We start from the raw sequence: 17,317 nt of genomic DNA on the forward strand, positions 1-17,317 counted from the left end.
TGCTATCACTTCAGGTCGAGAGCGCCCGTGAGGGGTGTGTCCGCTGAGGACCCACCGACAAGAACGCTGAAGGTCCCTGCGGCCGCTTTCCAGTCATGTGACGCCGTGGACCAGTACGAGAAAGCGCGCTTATCCAGCGGAAGCTCAATGACGCGGCTCTCGCCAGGAGCAAGCGTCGCCTTGCGAAATGCTTTTAACTGTCGTTGCGGCTCGTTGCCTTCCTCGATCACTGGAAATTGTAAGTAGACCTGGGTCACCTCCGCTCCGGCACACGACCCGGTGTTGGTCAGCGTAAAGCGGACGACGGCAGTGTGGTCCTGCTGTCCCGTCCGCACCGTGAGGCCGCTGTAAGCGAACGTCGTGTAAGAAAGTCCAAACCCAAAGGGGAAAAGCGGCTTTGTTTCATGGTTCTCGTAACCGCGGTAACCAACCGCTAGCCCCTCGGAGTAGTGCACTGTCCTTCCGTCGCCAGGATACCGGTCGGGGTATCGCGCCAGGGTCTGATCGAGCGTGGCCGGAAAGGTGAGGGGCAGCTTTCCAGAAGGATTTGTCTTCCCGAAAAGGACATCGGCCACGGCATTGCCGTCCTCCTCTCCGGGATACCAGGCTTCAAGTACGGCCTGGACCTCGTCGATCCATGGCATCAAGACCGCGGAACCGCTTTTGAGCACAACGATTGTGTTCGGATTCGCCCTGGAGATCGCGTGGATAAGGTTATCCTGCGAAGCAGGGAGCGAGATCGCATGGTCGTGATCTTCCCCTTCATCGTCACCGACCATGACGATTGCAATATCCGCTTTCTTTGCGGCGGTGACTGCGGTTTCGATGTCGTTGCCGTCAAGTAGTGCGATAGGTGTCTGTTGCAGCAGAGCTTCGTCGATGCCATCAACCGGAGAGATGCTGTAGAGCGGAATGACATGCGAGCTGCCGCCACCACCGGTCATCTGGCGAACCGCGTATGGACCGATCAGCGCTACCCGTTTGATCTTCGTCCGGTCGAGCGGGAGGATGCCGCCCTCGTTCTTGAGCAGTACCATGGACTCAACTGCGATGCGCCGCGCGATCTCGCCGTGCTCCAGTATAGGAATGGATGTTGGAGTAGTGAGCGGATGCCACAAACCGAGCTCCATCATCTTCGAAAACCGGCGCTGCAGCATATCGTCGATGCGAGAAACAGGCACTTGTCCATTTAGCACAGCTTTCTTCAATGCATCTCCGAAATAAATGCCGGTCGGCAATTCAAGGTCGAGCCCCGCGAGAGCACTCGGCACCGTGCTGTGGACCGCGCCGAAGTCCGAGGTCACAAATCCATCAAAGCCCCACAGCTGCTTCAGCACGCCATCGAGCATTGGGCGATTCTCGCAGTTGTAATCTCCATTCACGCGCGGGTAGGCGCACATCACCGACGCAACGCCACCCTCCTTCACGGACGCCTCAAAGCCGGGCAGATAGATCTCGTGCAGCGCGCGCTCATCAATCAGTTCATTGATGGTGCCGCGGTTGGTCTCCTGATTATTAGCCAGGTAGTGCTTCACGTTCGCGATGGTGCCTGCGCTTTGAATCCCTTGAATGTTCGCAACGGCTATGCGCGAGACAAGATACGGATCTTCGCCGAAGCTCTCGAAGACCCTACCACCCTGAGGAACGCGGGCAATGTTGATATCCGGCGCTTCCAGGAGGTTGTATCCGAGCGAATAAGCTTCTTCGCCGGCCAATTTGCCGTAATCGAAGGCGAGCGAGAGATCCCAACTTGCTGCCAGGGCTAGCGGGGCGGGCAGAGCCGTCGCGCGTTTCTGTGAGCCGGCTCCGCCCGGGCCAACACCAGCAGGTCCGTTTGTGACGTAAAGAGCTGGAATACCGAGATGGCTATCTCCAGGCACCACTCGATAGGTGTCCGCGGTGCGGATGCCGTGAAGTTGGCCGATTTTCTCGTCCAGCGTCATTCGGGCAACCACCTCTTTGGCGCGTCGCAGGTTCGCAGCGTGGCGAGGATCCGTTTGCTGACCTCCAACAGGGGCTGGGGCGCACAGGAAGAACCAACCTATGAAAGGCACCACAATCAGCCGGCTGGCCATGGAGGGGGTTAGTAGCAATCTCATATTTAGCAAAGTAGAGCCTTGGACCTATTTGCGGCAGATCTTAACAGGTTCCTATCCGTTAGCTCCGTCAATTAATGATGCAGCGCGAGTACTCTTGCGATGGGCCGACCGGTCGATGTATTTGGATGCCAGGTCGAAGAAAGAACAAGGTATGCGAGTGCGATGGTGTGTCCCTGGTGAAAGCAAAAATGCCTTTGGCAGGCAAAGCTCTGCTCGCAGAGAGGACTTTCACCTGAATCATCTGGCCGAGCATGAAATTCAAAAGGTCGACCTTATGCAACCAAATGAAATGTCGAGACGAAGATTTATGACTATGGCGTCAGCCACCTACCTTTCATCCGTACTAGTCCCAGGAATACCGGCTCAAATCGTCCAAGACCATCCATCTATCGCCCCCAATGATGGTACGCAGTATCAAGCCAAGGCCCCTGCGACCCAAGCATTCGGAGGAAAAGCGTTTGGGCCATCCAAAGTGACTACGGCGCGCTGGTTGGGTGCCGGAGGGCTTTTCCTCAACAGCCGGGGAACAACGATGATGTTGGATCCATTGCTTGAGGACTTCCATATGTCAATGATCATCCAGATGCCCATCTTGCCCCAGCAGGTGCCGCATCTGGACGCGTTGCTTGTTACCCATTCTGATAGCGACCACTATAGCGTTTCGACTTGCCGAGATCTCTTGAGCGCCTGCAAAAGCTATCACTCAACACAATATGTGGCTTCGCTGATGAATAAGGAAGGCTTTCCTGCCTCTGGACACAACATCGGTGAGACATTTCCCATCGGCTCAACAAGGATCACTCTCACTCCCGCAGACCATGCCTGGCAAAATGCGCATCCTCGACCAGGGCAGAGGCATTTCGATGATTCGGATGCCTGTGGGTTTCGCTTCGAAACCGCAGACGGTACGATCTGGGCACCTGGTGATACCCGGCTAATGGATATTCACCTGCATCAACCGACCCCCGATGCACTCTTCATGGACTTCTCTGAAGACAAGTGGCATTTCACCCTTGCTGGGGCCGCCAAGCTTGCGAATGCTTATCCCGGGACACCGATTCTTCTGTCCCACTGGGGAACTATCGATGCGCCCAATTTCTCTCCGTTTAACGGCGATCCAAGTAAGTTCCGGACACTCCTGGTGAATCCAGGGCGTATGAAGACGCTTGCTCCAGGCCAGCCATACATTTTACGAAGGTTGAAGAAAGCTTAGCGCGCACAAAAGATATATCGAAGGAGTACCAATAATGATATTTACCCCAGGTGAAAGCAAGGATTCTCTTTGGCAGGCAAAGCTCGGGCGACGGGGTTTCATCGCCTCAGTGGCAGCGCTGGTCGGGAGGCTTGGGCTCGGGCCAGCCGCAGAGCTTGCCCGCGCGGAAGAGCGGATCGTCGGTGCTTCCAGTGCAGCACAACCGACCGGTTTCAATCCTGCTACTTCGCTCTGGTATACCGGGCCTGCACGCTCATGGCTTGAGGCGATGCCCCTGGGGAATGGGCGACTCGGAGCGATGCCGTTTGGGGGAGTAGGGCGAGACCAGATCGTGTTGAATGAAGATACGCTGTATGCGGAGGAGCCGGGCGGCAGGACACTGCCGTTGGACATTGCTCCTAAATTCGACGAGGTATTATCGCTGCTGAGAGCTGGCGAGTACAACAAGGCGGACGATATCGCGACGCGCAATTGGCTGGGCCGGTCCTGGCCGTGTTTTCAGCCGTTTGGCAACTTGTACATCGAAGGGACGGAAGGTGATGCTCGCGAGTACTTCCGCTACATGGACCTGGGCGAGGCCGTTCACCGCACAAATTACGTCCAGAATGGCGTCCACAATGTTCGTGAGATGTTTGTTAGCGCTCCAGATGACGTGATGATCTGCCGCTTCGAGGCGAGCAGCCCTGCGCTCAATCTTCGGATCCGCTTTGATTCGCAGCACCCGAACGCGCAGCAACGCGCCACAGGCCCACATGAGATCGCGATTGCAGGGCAGCTTCCCGGCATTGCGTTGCGACGCACTCTGGAGTCCGTAGAGCAAAACAGGGAAACGTGGAAGTACCCGGAGATATGGAACAGTGACGGCTCGCGCAAACCATTCGCCAAGCAAATCCTCTATGACGGGGAGGTGGACGGGCGCGGGATGCGGTTCGAGGGACGGTTGCGTGTGTTGCACATGGATGGCGAGGTGCGTACGACGTCGGCGGGACTTGCCGTCAGTGGAGCAAGCGAGGTTGTTCTCGCATTGGCGCTCGCTTCCAGTTTCAATGGTCACAATAAAAGTCCCAGCCGCGAAGGCACTGACCCCGCTGTAAAGAATCTTGCAACGCTGGGACGGCTGCATAATCGCTCCTACCTAGACCTTCGAAGACGGCACGTCGCCGACCACAGCTCGCTCTTTAATCGAGTAGCCTTGAAACTCGACGAACCTGCACAACATGCGTTCCTGCCGACCGATCAGCGCGTTGCTTCCCTCAGCGCAAACGATGATCCCGCCTTCTCCGCTTTGATGTTTCAGTTCGGTCGCTATCTGCTTATAGCCTGCTCGAGACCCGGTTCGCAGCCCGCAAACCTGCAGGGGATCTGGAATGTCGACCGCCTTCCGCCGTGGGCCTGCGCCTACACGGTAAATATCAATATTCAGATGAACTATTGGGGAGCTGAGACGGCAAATCTCTCTGAGTGTCACAAACCGTTTCTCGACTTCGTAGAGGAGATGTCCGCGAGTGGGAGCTCTGTGGCCCGCGATATGTATCATCGTCCTGGTTGGGTGATGCACCATAACACAACCATCTGGCGCGACGCGCAGCCAGTGGACTGGGTGGCCCATGTCTCCTTCTGGCCTATGGCCGGCGGTTGGTTGTGCCAGCATCTTTGGGAGCACTATCAGTTCAATGGTAATGACGCTTTCCTGCGCCAGGCATATCCGATTATGCGGGGTGCGGCTGAGTTCTACGACAGCTGGCTGGTTGAAGATGAGAACGGTCATCTGCTGACTCCCATCAGCGACTCCCCGGAGAACGCCTTCTACTACATAGACGGGAGTGGACAGCAGGTGATGGGCGGCCTGGCTATGGGCTGCACGATGGACATGGCCATCATTCGCGAGTTGTTTCGTAATGTTCTCTGGGCTGCAGAACATTTGCATACTGATGATGCCCTCCAGCAAAGGCTGCGACACCGAAGCGAGAAGCTGTTGCCTTATCGTATCGGCGGCCGGGGGCAGCTGCTCGAATGGTTTAAGGAGTTTAAGGAAGTCCCTCCTCGGCACAACACATCACCATACTACCCGCTGTATCCCGGCGATCAGATAACGCTTCGGGGAACACCGGAACTGGCTGCCGCAGAGGCAACACTGTTGCGGGAGCGCGCACGAACTGGAGGCGGTTTTCCTTCGGCATGGATGGCCGGTTGCTGGGCGCGGCTCGCGCAGGCGGAGACCGGACAAGCCTATCTAGAACGTCTATACGCGACAGGTCTTCATCCGAATCTCCTGAATGGGCGGGGCGATGTCTTCCAGATCGACGCAAACCTGGGAGCGATGGCCTCGACGATCGAGTTTCTGCTGCAGTCGCACGCGAACGAGATCGAGTTGCTACCAGCTCTGCCTTTGGCATGGCGAACAGGATCCGTCCGCGGTCTACGCGCGCGCGGGGGATTCGAGATTGCCATCGAGTGGAAGGAGGGGCAGCTTACCAGCGCGTCGATCACTAGCCTGCAAGGCACTAAGTGCGTTGTCCGCTATGCGGGGTGTAGCGTGCAACTCGACCTCAAACGAGACGAGATAAGAAAGGTCAATGCGAGCCTTTGGACGAAGGCTGAATCGTGACAAATATGGTGTGACGGTCACTCCACTCGCACCTCGTCAGGGTGTTGCTGGCATGCCGTTGTCGTTGATGTACTTTTACAACGTTCAGTGAATCTGGAAGTCTACTGCGTGATCGCGGGCAGATTCGATCGCATCTCGATTCCATATCGGGCGATGAATTATGCGCGTTACGCTCCTCAAGCAAAGCTGGTTTGGTCCGAACGGAGCGGCCAATTTCCATTTGTCGAAGAGCCTCAGAAGACGATGGCAACTATTGAAGAATTTATGAAAATGGACGCGCGGCGTTGGGGAATGAGATGACGGAAGCTTTTCGCTGTGGGTAATATTCAGTTCTTTGGGCAATCCTCCATCATTGATTGTTTACGCGAAAACCGGTTAATTCTTCAGTGGTTGAGAACCATCGCTCGCCTTTTCTAAATCGCGGTGCCGAGTCAAAGAACAATCGAGGAACAGGGAAACCTCTGTTAAACAAGGCCCCTCCCATCACGCTCTATAAATCGATGTAACCCCGCTTTAGCGCGATCGTTACTGCATGAGTTCGATCATCCGCATTCAGCTTAGAAAGGATATTTTTGAGATGGTTCTTTACCGTATGCTCGGTGATTGTTAATTTGTCGGCAATGATCTTATTTGACTGTCCACGGGCAACACATCTCAAGACTTCGATCTCACGGGTACTTAGGATATCCTCCCCGGCGTGTTCGGCAATCTGTTGGGCGATTTCTTCAGGAATCTTCCTGCCGCCTGCATGAACTAGACGAATGGTATTCACCAGGTCTGCTCTAAGCGTGTCTTTAAGAAGAAACCCAACAGCTCCGGCCTTGAAGGCGCGCGTCATCTGAACATCGCCGGCTATGCTTGTGAGAACAATAATGCGAGCGTGGCGAAACTCGGTGCGTATGATTGTCATACAGTCGATCCCGTTCATATGCGGCAGCTTGAGGTCCATGAGAGTAATGTCAGGCAGGTGTCGTCGAAAAAGTTCAATCGCCGATTCACCGTCGGCTCCCTCAGCTACGACTCTCATGTCCCGCTGCGCATTAATTTCTCCGGCAATACCGGCACGCATTAGTGGATGATCGTCAACTATTAGCACTTTGATCTGTCGATCGGTTGTCATCGTTCTCGGCTCCCTAATAAGTGACGAATCCAGCGGTATATCCGTGATTCTCTGTTGTGGGAATATGCAATTGTGCCTGGAATTCGAACTTCAATTTCGGTGCCTGCGCCTGGTCGACTCCAGAGTTCGAGACGAGCCCTGATTCTGGAAGCTCGTTCACGCATACTAGGCAGCCCGTAATGACCGGCGACGCTACCGTCGCGAAGAATTGCTGGATCGACACCGATACCATCGTCGCGGAATCTCAGACGGAGTTCAAAAATGCCAAAGTGGATCTCAACCTCGATCCGGCTGGCCCGCGCGTGACGAAAGGCGTTGAAGAGTGCTTCGCGACCAATCTTCGCGAGCTCCTCCTGTGCTAGGGTGTTGAGTTCTCTGCTGTGCCCATTCACAATCACCTCGAACTGAGCTGGTCCAAGATAGCGAAATTCCTTTCCAACGGTGGCAAAGGTAGCAGTCAGACTTTCGGGTGTGATCCTCCGTACGTGAAGCCGGGAGAGCAGACTTCTTCCCTCAAGCATGACGCGATCTGAATGCTTCAAGGACTCCTCGAATGACTTACGAACAGGATGATCTTGAGGAAGCTTCTGGGTGCCGGTGTGGAAGCTTAGGACAAGTCCCTGAATGCCCTGCAGGAACGTATCATGTAAGTCTCCAGCCAAGGCTTCTCGTTCTACCTGGCGCTCCTCGAGAATCCTGCGTGACTGCCTGATGAGGTATCGAACTCGCCAAAAGTACGCCAAGATAAGCAGTAGGACAATCGCGATTATAGTGATCGTTCGGAAGAGAAGCCTCTCGTAAAAATGCGGCCTTTGCGTGACGTCGTACACAATCTCGGGTTCATCCCAGTGGCCGATACTGTCCGTCGCACGAATCAGCAGCCGGTGAGTACCTACAGGAAAGCTCGTATAGATGGCCATACGCGAAGAGGAAGCATCGAGCCAACCAGGATCCACGTCTTGCATACGGTACTGCAGTCGAAGTCTTTGAGAGTTGGCCAGATCAACGGCGGCCAAGCGCAGCTCCACGTGATGGACTCCTGGCGGCAACATCAGTCCGTTTCCAACAAGTTGGCTCTTGCCGTCGACAGAGACCGCGGCTATGAAGATTGGTGTCCTTTCACCGATGCGAGGGAGGCGTAACGTATCGATCATCGCCAGCCCTCTGACCGTCGCGATCCAAAGCTTCCCGTCTGATGTCATCGCGATATTGGGGTTCCCGCTGCTTGCTTCTGTCGTATTGAGTCCATCCGAACGCGTAAACACTTCGTAATCGAGAGGGCTTCCGGGGTTGCCTGCTCGCGCAAAGCCGCCTTTCCCGAACCCAATCACACCCTTTTCGGTGCTGAACCACATTTTATGATCCGGTGTTTCCGTCATTTCCATCACGCTGAGCTCGCGGTTGAACATTGTCAACTGTCCATTTCTGATTTGGCTGATCCCCTCGGGCAAATCAGAAGTGTAGAGGCCGTTACCCGAATCCTCGAAGAATCGGCGTGCCAAGACACCGCTCGCATCCTTCGCGACTGACAAGGGCACGAAGCGACCGGAAACAAAACGATCAACGCCTCCCTGTGTGGCCACCCAGATATTTCCGCTTCGATCCTGAAACACATCGAGGACATTGCTGCTCGAGAGTCCGTCCGACATCGTGTAGTTGCGAATCTTTCCTTCTTGAAAATGGGCTAAGCCATGAGTTGTTGCGACCCATAGGGAGTCGTCTTTAGCTACTACAATCCTAGTGACGGCGCCACTACTCAACCCCTCTTTTTCTGAGTATTGCGTGAAAATACCATCCTTAAATCTGAAAAGGCCGCCACCGTAGGTGCCAAGCCAGATGTTGTGGCTGTGATCTTCGGCCAAAGACCAAACGCAAGTGTTTGCTAACCCATTTTTTTCATTGATCGTTCTGAAATGTCCCCCCTCTAGGACTGCGAACCCGCAATTCATACCAACCCAGAGTCGGCCGTCATGATCCGGCAACACAGCCATCGGAATGTTGCTTGGTAGACCTTCCTCTTTCGTATACATCTGTACAGTGCGCGGTTTCAGATGTACCAAGCCACTTCCATTCGTGCCGATCCAGAGATCCCCATCTCGTCCCTCGTAGAAGCCGCGCGATTCTAAGCCCGGAGCAGGTGACCACATATTTCCGCCCGAGATCCGATGGATCCCGATTGATGTGCTCACCCATAGGGTGTCGTTCAGGCCTGCAAAGATACGGTATGTCTTCGCATGAGCAGGATCGCTGGGGTTGAGGGATACCACACGTTGGCCCATAACGCTGCGAATTCCCTTGACTGTTGCATACCACATCGTGCCGTGGGAGTCCTGATAAGCATCGAAAATTTCGTCGTCATGAACCCCAAGCCGAACCCCGAGCCCAGGAGATCGAACGAGGTTCTTTCCGTCGAATTCGGCAACCCCCTGGGAAGTAATCAGGATCAGTTGACCGTTTGGCGTCTGGCTAATGCGGCTGACGAGTTTCGAAGAGAACACGCGTTGAAAGTGGCTGCCATCAAATCTATAAAGCCCGTCGTTGGTGCCTGCCCATATAGTTCCATCGCGAGCACTCAACAGCGCGAAAACCTCAGCGGGCTCCTGTTTCCCTAAACGAAAAGGTACAGACTCCGTGAGATCGGGATCATTCAGATCCCGTTTGGGAATTCGAATGATTCCCGAATAGGTGCCGACCCAAAGGTCCCCGTCGCGTCCTTCGACCAACGAGCTCACAGCACCCGTAGAGCGAAGTCCAGGAATTCGAAGTTGAACCGGCGTGAACGTTCGCCCATCGAACGATGTCAAATGGTCGCCGGACGCTACCCATAACAATCCATCTTGAGTTTGGGTGATCGCGTTGATAACGTTATCGGGTAGTCCATCGTCAATTGTGAAATCCGTTCTCAAGTAGCTCGACGCAACCGAAGACTTGCTCGGCGATATCGGCCACGCAACTGAAGGAACTAAGCAGAGCGTGAATACAATTCGGATCCACAACAGCCGGACAACCGAAAGGTTGCGCGTCGTTAGGAACGCATGTCGCATCGCGAGGTTCAGAGCATGATGCGGCTTTGGACTGTCCGCGCTATCATTCACACGGATTCCGGCCGGTCGTGATTGCTCTGATTTGGGTCCAATCGCGATATTCCAGATCTTCCTTATTCGTAGACTAGTCCACATGATGATCCACGCAAACAAAAACATCGGGGTAGTACTAGTGCACGGACGATGGTCGGATGGAATCTGCTGGAGTAAGGTGATTCGGACGCTCCGAGTCAGCGATCTGGCTACAAAACTTCGAAACGATTAAATAATACATCCGAAGGCTAGACCGCACGTAGCTCTAAAGAGCCATGCATCCGTAGCGCTAACGAGATTACTGGCATCGAGGGTTCGCATTTACGCTCATTGCGTGCAAAGACTCTTCTCGATGTTCCCGGCGGGCGCACCTGGAGGCGCTTTGTTGATACTGCGATGCTCCATCGCCGTGGCAATGGCCGGCATTGCTTTTCCGGTCGGCTGGCAGCATACGGCTTTTCTTGTACTCCTAAGCCTGCTTTGCTTCGGGTTGCTCACACCGATCGTTTGCGTAACAGCAACACTCATTGCGTTATTGGATCTGCCGCATCTCCTTACGGAGAATGTCGCGCAGGTAATCATTGTCCTGCTATGTACGTCTTCATTCGCATTCCTAGGGCCAGGCGCATTTTCGATAGACGCGAGGTTGTTTGCACGGCGAATAGTTCTGTCAGATCGCGTCTCCCAGTCGGAGATGGAGAAATAGTGAGATTCTCAAAGATTGGATGTTGCCTGCAAGACTCGGCCAATATCGACAAGCTTTCGGAAGGATCGTGATCATTTACAGAGAGTTCTGCGGATGATTGGAAACATCGAAGATGCCTTGAGCAAATGCGCAGGGAGAGGCCATTCTTCTTGAACGAGGAGAAAATGACTTGAACGCGCGAAACAGAACAAACCCATACTGGCCCAACGGAGTAACTCTCGCGGATCAAAACGACCAAGGACCCGATATATTTTATATCCAAGCGATGCTCAACTGTATTCCTGCGTATTCATGGTACGCATCAGCAAAGGGAGCTTGGATCTGGGTAAACGCGAGAACCAGCGCCTATCTCGGGCTACCAGAGATGCATCCGCTTTGCTGTGGAGAAGACATTGGCAATGACTGGAAGTCACATCTTGCTCTACTGCACCCCGATGATCGTGCAACCGCTCTCAGTAGTTGGGAGGAATCATTACACGCGAGCAGTCGGCATGAGATACGGGCGCGAATTCGCGCGGCTGATGAAACATATCGTTGGTTTCTACTCAGAGCCGAACCTCTACGCGATTCTGAGGGAAATGTTCTCTTGTGGCTCGGCATCAATATTGACATCGACGATCAACTTCGAGCTGATGAGGAGTTGAGGATCTTGAAAGAGCGCTTGGTAAGATCAACACAAATTGCCGCCGCGGCAGCAATGTCGGCTTCGATCGCCCACGAGATTAATCAGCCGTTAGGCGCCATAGTCGCCAACGCTCACGCCGCTTCCACGTGGCTAACCGCTTCACCACCGAATATTTCACGCATGAGGATCATCATTGATCGCATTCTGCGCGATAGCAATGTAGCTGCGGACGTAGTTCAAAAGATGCGCGGCCTCTTCCGGCAGCAATCACCGCAGAAGCGCCCTGTCGATATTTCTCATGCGGTACAACAGGTGCTTGCGGTCCTCGATGCCGATATTCGCAAGCAGGGGGTAGACGTCATTGTCGATATTCCTGCGGGCCTCATCCCTCTATTTGCGGATCCCGTCCAACTACAACAGATCCTGATCAATCTAATTTCCAATGCCATCGACGCAGTGGACGGACGTCCTTCCGCCGAACGCCGGATCTGGCTAGAGGCAGAGGCAGAAGTTGACGCCATTGCCCTTCGAGTTCGAGATACCGGACGCGGTGTTTCAGACTCTGATCGAATCTTCGAAACATTCTACACTACCAAGCCCAAGGGCATGGGAATAGGTTTGGCTGTGAGTCGTTCCATCGCGGAGGCGCACGATGGTAGCCTGTCCGTCTTAAGTCAGCCAGGTTTGGGTGCAGAGTTCACCCTGAAAATTCCCTACTCGAACGATATTGAGCGGGCCGAAGGCTGACAGCGTCGGCTAACAGTTCTCGAAAGCACTTCCCGTCGATGCGATATATTTCGAAGCTAAACGTTTTTATGCAAGTCAGTCTGAGGTGACACGGGTTTCAGAGAGTAAAAGACAGAGAGAGTGCGCAGTGAGTGTTTCACGAAGTAAGTGCGTTCTCGCCCATGCGCGTGGCAATTCGATTTTGTTCAACAGGCGTCAATCGGAAATTCCCATCGACCAGTCGAAGAAGCATCCGGAGTGCCCTCGCCGTCGTAAGCTGTGGTTTTCCGATCGTATGTGTATGGAGGCTGCGAAGCAAGTGAAGGTTCAATTTGAAGTAGTGCATCTGATCGGAGGTGTTTGAATGATCAGATATATCGCAGCAGCAGCTTTTGTCGAAGGGTTTTCGTATCTCGTCCGACATCCATCGCTGCTCGCACTCTATAGTGTGCTCATTTTTGCGTGGCTCTATCGCCTTCTCGGGCCGAGAGCAGCTTTTCTTCTAAACGGAATAGCCATAATCATTTTTCTTCTGCTCTACGGAGAGCCCGGCCGATCTTTGATTCAACCGTTGATTGGATACAGCGCCGGAATCGCAACCGTCTGGATGTGCGTTGGTTTGGACAAAAGGAATTTGGCAGGGCAGGAAGACGGCGAGATAAGACACAAAGACGCTGAGACGCGGCTGCGGCTTGTAATTGATACCATTCCCACACTTGTCTGGTGCGCCACCCCGGATGGAGGTCCCGCATTCATTAATAGGAGAATGGCCGATTACCTCGGGATTTCCGACAGAAAAGCTATAGAGATGGAGCAGGCCACGACGCTATCGTTTGACACTTCAATCGCGCGATGGAAGGACATGCTGCATCCTGACGATTATGATGCGGCTTTCCAAGTCTGGCTGAATGCCCTAAAGACGGGATGCTCGTACAGCTCAATTCACCGGATGCGACGACATGATGGTGTTTACCGTTGGTTCCATGCTCAGGGCGAGGCTCTTAGGGATGAAAAGGGGACGATCCTTCGATGGTATGGATTCAATGTCGATATTGAGGATGCGCGACGAAACGAAGAAGCGCTTTCGGAAATCCGAGACAAACTCACGCGCGCTATGCAGGTAGCTACGGTCGCAGAGTTATCTGCTTCTGTGGCACATGAGATTAACCAGCCGCTCGCGGCGTTGGTTGCCAACGCGCGAGCTTGTATGTATTGGCTTGCTGCAAGCCCCCCTAATATTTCGCGAGCTGAAGTTATTGTGCAGAGAATTGTTCGTGATGCCGAGACTTCTGCTGAGATAGTACGTCGGCTCAGAGCATTATTTAGGAAAGCGGAGTTGAACAAGACCTCGCTCAACTTAAATGAAGTGATTCAAGAAGTCTTGCGACTGATACGAGAGCAGGCACGTAGGATGAACATCAAGATCGAAACCGCTCTTTTGTTCGGCTTGCCAAACATCATGGCGGACAAAGTTCAAATGCAACAGCTGATCATGAATTTAGTACAGAACGCGCTTGATGCAATGTCGGTGACATCTGGTGAAGATCATAAGCTCGCCGTGCGTTCGACGTACGATAGCCAAAATGGCGTTTCGATCACTGTGTCAGATTCTGGATGTGGCCTAAGCGACGGAACGAAAATATTCGAACCGTTCTACACGACAAAAGAAAGCGGTATGGGAATGGGGCTCGTGATCTGTAAATCTATTGCGGAGCAACATGGAGGCAGCCTGAAGGTTTGCAAAAATTCCGATCGTGGTACAACCTTCAATTTCGCGCTGCCGAGCGCATGAAGAATTGTTAATTAGTACGTGAGTGTCGTTGATATTAGCAGTTTGCCGCAACCTTCTCCTCGTTATTTCGTAAACGAGGCTACATTCGATAATTCTACGAGGTGCATCGTCGAGAGGGAAAGGAAAGCTATCGGCTGTTCATCTGCCGCGGGCTTGCGCTTGGCAGTATTGCTTTAGCGTAAAGTACGCGTGTCGCGTCGAGCCCGCACAGTCCCGGCTCGGACTAAACGCTTTTGCTAGAGAGCTCCCTTCGTGTGAACGAGAGGAGACTTGGGTACTGAGAGGGACACGTCCTTTTGCCACGCAATCTGAGGCATGAGAACTTTCAGGGCTCTATGCCACCATAGCTTCACAATAGTCGAGTCTCAAGCGCTCCATCGCATCGGAAGCGATCCAGCGTTGTTCATTCAAAATCAGGCTCTGGAGAATTATGGCCTTTGGGCTCTCTATGTGCTCGGCTAAGATCATCGAACCGTCAATCTGTAGGGAGAGAGATGGTTCTGTGAGGACATTTATTCTCTGGCCATCATCAGGATGGTGTTGATCATGATTCGTATGAACCTGGTAGAAATACATGAATTAGCCGGAGTGAACGGGCGGCGTTGAACGCCTCTACTATTGCCTTCGGGAGAACATCCTTAGCGTCATCCATATCCTGAACGATTTACATTGCAGTGTGTAAAAGACGTGTGTAACGTGCGGGTAAACGATCGGGAACGCTCGGGCACCTCCGGTCCTGAAGATCTCACAGAGGGATGTTTTCGGCATCCGAACTCTCACGGGATGAGTCCAGTATTGTCGATTCGTTATAGCAGCAATTCATTTGGTCTCCGATGCAGATACGGATTTCAATCTGCTGGCACAACCCTGAAGCTACGAACCATGCGTCGCTATTATCACTTTCTGCTATGAGAAACTCCACAGTTGAGACGATCACTACTGCTCATCATAGGAGCGCAAGCTACGACAATCCTGTACCTATCTAAACCTCCAATACATTGCGGTCGAGCGGCTTGGTATGTTAGACGAATCTATATGGAGGTTATCAATGCAAAGAGGGTCCGCCATTGCGCTCGTCGATGACAACAGGCTGGTTCTGCACAGCTTGGCGGCAGTACTACAAGACGCCGGCTTCATCGTTCACGATTTTGAATGTCCAACTTCGCTTCTCCAGTCGAACGTACTTCATTGCCTCGATTGCATCGTGACGGATATGGACATGCCGGGTATGAATGGGTGCGAACTCCAGGCGCACGCGAGTATCATCTGCCCTCTTGTGCCGGTTGTCTTCCTGACCGGAAGCACCGATGAACGGGCGCGCCAAAATGCTCTGCAACGAGGAGCGCTTGCCTTCTTAAGCAAGCCGACGCGGACAGCCGATCTCATCGATGTCGTTACGAGTGCAGTGGCGTTGCATCGCAGCCTTAAGGACGCATTTCCAAGCGACTTGAGGGAACCTGGAATGCCTGCTGACAGAAGCGAGCGGCAGGATGCAGCTTATCTGTTGCATGCGGTTGCAGGATCATAGTGACCTACTTCCGCTCTGACAACGCCAGTTTATCCAGTCCTCCGGCTAGTTAGCCAACGAACCGCCGAGCACTTCTTGTAACGTTCGGTTGGAGATAGGGAAAAGATTACCTCGTCTATGCATAATCGGCACAGATATATATATGACTCTGCCAAGGGGAGGTCAATGAAAGTCAGTATTCTTGATTATTTATTAAAAGTTCTTTTAATTTGGGGAGTATTGGGTCTTTTTGGTGCATCCTGATCATCGGTTGCTTGGCGAAAAAGGCCGATTCGGTTGAACCTTCCGCGCTCGCGGTCTCACGCTGACTTGTGGAGGACGGCTCCTTTTGAAATTCCAGCAAGCTTTCGCGATAATCCCGCATTTGGCTAAATGTAATCTCCCTGTCTATCGAATTCGATAGACAGGGAGCTGTTAATGCTTGGTTGACCGTCCAAAGAAACTTCTTCGAGGACTCTTAGTCAGTCGAATCGCGCCGCGAGTGAGGTTTGGACATATTTGACAAGCGCCTGTCTCTATCGGCGATGCTGCAGAACGCCCTTGCGATTCACACAAGGCATCCAGGGTGGTCCCCAATTCATGAAACGCACCCCATCAGATTGGAGGTGACTGGATGTGCTCGTCAGGCAGACGTCAAGCCACCAGATAAGGGGCCGAGATTATCCAACCTCATGAAAGATGAAGGTCGACGGGTTTGATTCGAACCTGCCGAAGTCCTGTTATGTCGAAGAACGCGCTGGCGATTATTACCAAGGCTATTTTCGAAGGGGTCTCTCCGCTTAGATACGAAATGACCTCGGCGTAACACCGATCAACCTGTGAAACGTAGCGGTGAAGTGGCTGGGGGTTGAGAAGCACAGTTGTTGGCTGATTTCGGTGATCGATAGCGATCCGTGCTCAAGAAGAGACTTAGCCCGCTCGATTCGTTGACGGATGATATAGCGTTGTGGGGTCAAGCCCATGCTTTTTTTGAACTCTCTACAGAAGTAGTAACGGCTTAGTCCTGCCACCTCGGCAAGCTTTTGTAATGGCAGATCGGTCTCAAGATGTTCCGTGACATAGGAGATAACCTTGCGGAGCCGACCCGGAGGCATGCCAACGCCCTTCGAAGAGGTATCAACTGCTTCTGAATACCGTCGAACAAGATGGGTGGTTAGTTGAAAAAGGAGAGTACGAATATAAGTTCGATTAACCTGCCGAACAGCCCGGATCTCCACACATAGTCGGGCAATCATCTCCGCCAGCAGCGAATCCTGGCGAAAGGTATCCATGGAAACCAAACCAAGCCAAGGATCATTTGAGTCGCTCTCCCATGCGTCTCGCAGAGCAGGCTCTGAAATGCGCAGAATGACTGTCTGCTCAGGGCTCTCAAGACGCCAGCTGCTTTCGACCTTCGGCGGGCGTACAAGTACGTGGCCACAGCGAATCTCACACATTCGCGGGCCGTGCCCAACGTCATAACGTAGCTCGCTTCGGCTGCTGATTTGTGCAATCAACAAATAGTCTCCGTCCGGGTCCACGACAAAAGACTTCGGACTCGTTTCCGAGAAGAGCATAACTCGAACGCCGTCAACTGGAAGACGGAGTTCCTCCGGCTCGACAATAGTAGAAGGGAGAAAAAGGAATGACGGGTCGGCAAGAAGTGTCTCCCCGATCATCGACGCTGGTGGGTAATGCTCGCGTGTCTCAATCATGTCATGAGTTCCGGAAACCCAGCGAGTCACGGTCGTGCCAGCGAGGCAGGAATCGTGAGTAGTCGCTTCGGTCTCATCAGACAATCGCACATCGCCTTCCCGGTAAGCATTACAACTTTCTATTAAGTT

9 protein-coding genes are annotated in these 17,317 nt (G+C 53.3%); 5 read left to right on the forward strand and 4 right to left on the reverse strand.

The window, feature by feature from the left end:
- Positions 1–5: 5 nt before the first annotated feature.
- Positions 6–1,943, reverse strand: a complete 1,938-nt coding sequence (locus tag GSQ82_RS13980; RefSeq protein ID WP_216847086.1) for a glycoside hydrolase family 3 C-terminal domain-containing protein — start codon at positions 1,941–1,943, stop codon at positions 6–8.
- 100 nt (positions 1,944–2,043) lie between these two features.
- On the opposite strand from GSQ82_RS13980, the gene GSQ82_RS13985 reads away from it, so the two are divergent.
- Positions 2,044–3,312: an MBL fold metallo-hydrolase gene (locus GSQ82_RS13985; protein WP_216847087.1), complete on the forward strand. Its 1,269-nt coding sequence runs from the start codon at positions 2,044–2,046 to the stop codon at positions 3,310–3,312.
- Positions 3,313–3,346: 34 nt separating this feature from the next.
- On the forward strand, positions 3,347–5,920 hold the full coding sequence (locus GSQ82_RS13990) for a glycoside hydrolase N-terminal domain-containing protein (RefSeq protein ID WP_158792855.1): 2,574 nt from the start codon (positions 3,347–3,349) through the stop codon (positions 5,918–5,920).
- A gap of 490 nt (positions 5,921–6,410) precedes the next feature.
- Here GSQ82_RS13990 and GSQ82_RS13995 read toward each other — a convergent pair whose 3' ends face one another.
- Positions 6,411–7,040: a response regulator transcription factor gene (locus GSQ82_RS13995; RefSeq protein ID WP_158792856.1), complete on the reverse strand. Its 630-nt coding sequence runs from the start codon at positions 7,038–7,040 to the stop codon at positions 6,411–6,413.
- Positions 7,037–9,946 (reverse strand): two-component regulator propeller domain-containing protein, encoded by a 2,910-nt coding sequence (locus GSQ82_RS14000; protein ID WP_158792857.1) that lies wholly within the window; start codon positions 9,944–9,946, stop codon positions 7,037–7,039. Before GSQ82_RS14000 ends, GSQ82_RS13995 begins: the two co-directional genes overlap by 4 nt.
- 1,142 nt (positions 9,947–11,088) lie before the next feature.
- Between GSQ82_RS14000 and GSQ82_RS14005 the strand changes: the two genes are divergently transcribed.
- The 3 genes from GSQ82_RS14005 to GSQ82_RS14015 all read left to right on the forward strand — a co-directional run bounded on the left by GSQ82_RS14005 (position 11,089) and on the right by GSQ82_RS14015 (position 15,494).
- Positions 11,089–12,195, forward strand: a complete 1,107-nt coding sequence (locus tag GSQ82_RS14005) for a sensor histidine kinase (protein WP_256370098.1) — start codon at positions 11,089–11,091, stop codon at positions 12,193–12,195.
- A gap of 343 nt (positions 12,196–12,538) precedes the next feature.
- A complete protein-coding gene (locus GSQ82_RS14010; protein ID WP_158792859.1) occupies positions 12,539–13,966 on the forward strand; it encodes a sensor histidine kinase in 1,428 nt (475 codons plus the stop codon).
- A 1,048-nt stretch (positions 13,967–15,014) separates the two neighbouring features.
- Positions 15,015–15,494 (forward strand): response regulator transcription factor, encoded by a 480-nt coding sequence (locus GSQ82_RS14015; RefSeq protein ID WP_158792860.1) that lies wholly within the window; start codon positions 15,015–15,017, stop codon positions 15,492–15,494.
- Between the two features lie 779 nt (positions 15,495–16,273).
- On the opposite strand, the gene GSQ82_RS14020 is transcribed toward GSQ82_RS14015, so the two are convergent.
- The gene (locus GSQ82_RS14020) at positions 16,274–17,188 is read right to left on the reverse strand and encodes a helix-turn-helix domain-containing protein (RefSeq protein WP_158792861.1); all 915 of its coding nucleotides are present in this window, start codon (positions 17,186–17,188) and stop codon (positions 16,274–16,276) included.
- Positions 17,189–17,317 lie beyond the last annotated feature (129 nt).

Origin of the sequence: Granulicella sp. L60 (genome assembly GCF_009765825.1) — a bacterium.
Lineage (GTDB): Bacteria > Acidobacteriota > Terriglobia > Terriglobales > Acidobacteriaceae > Edaphobacter.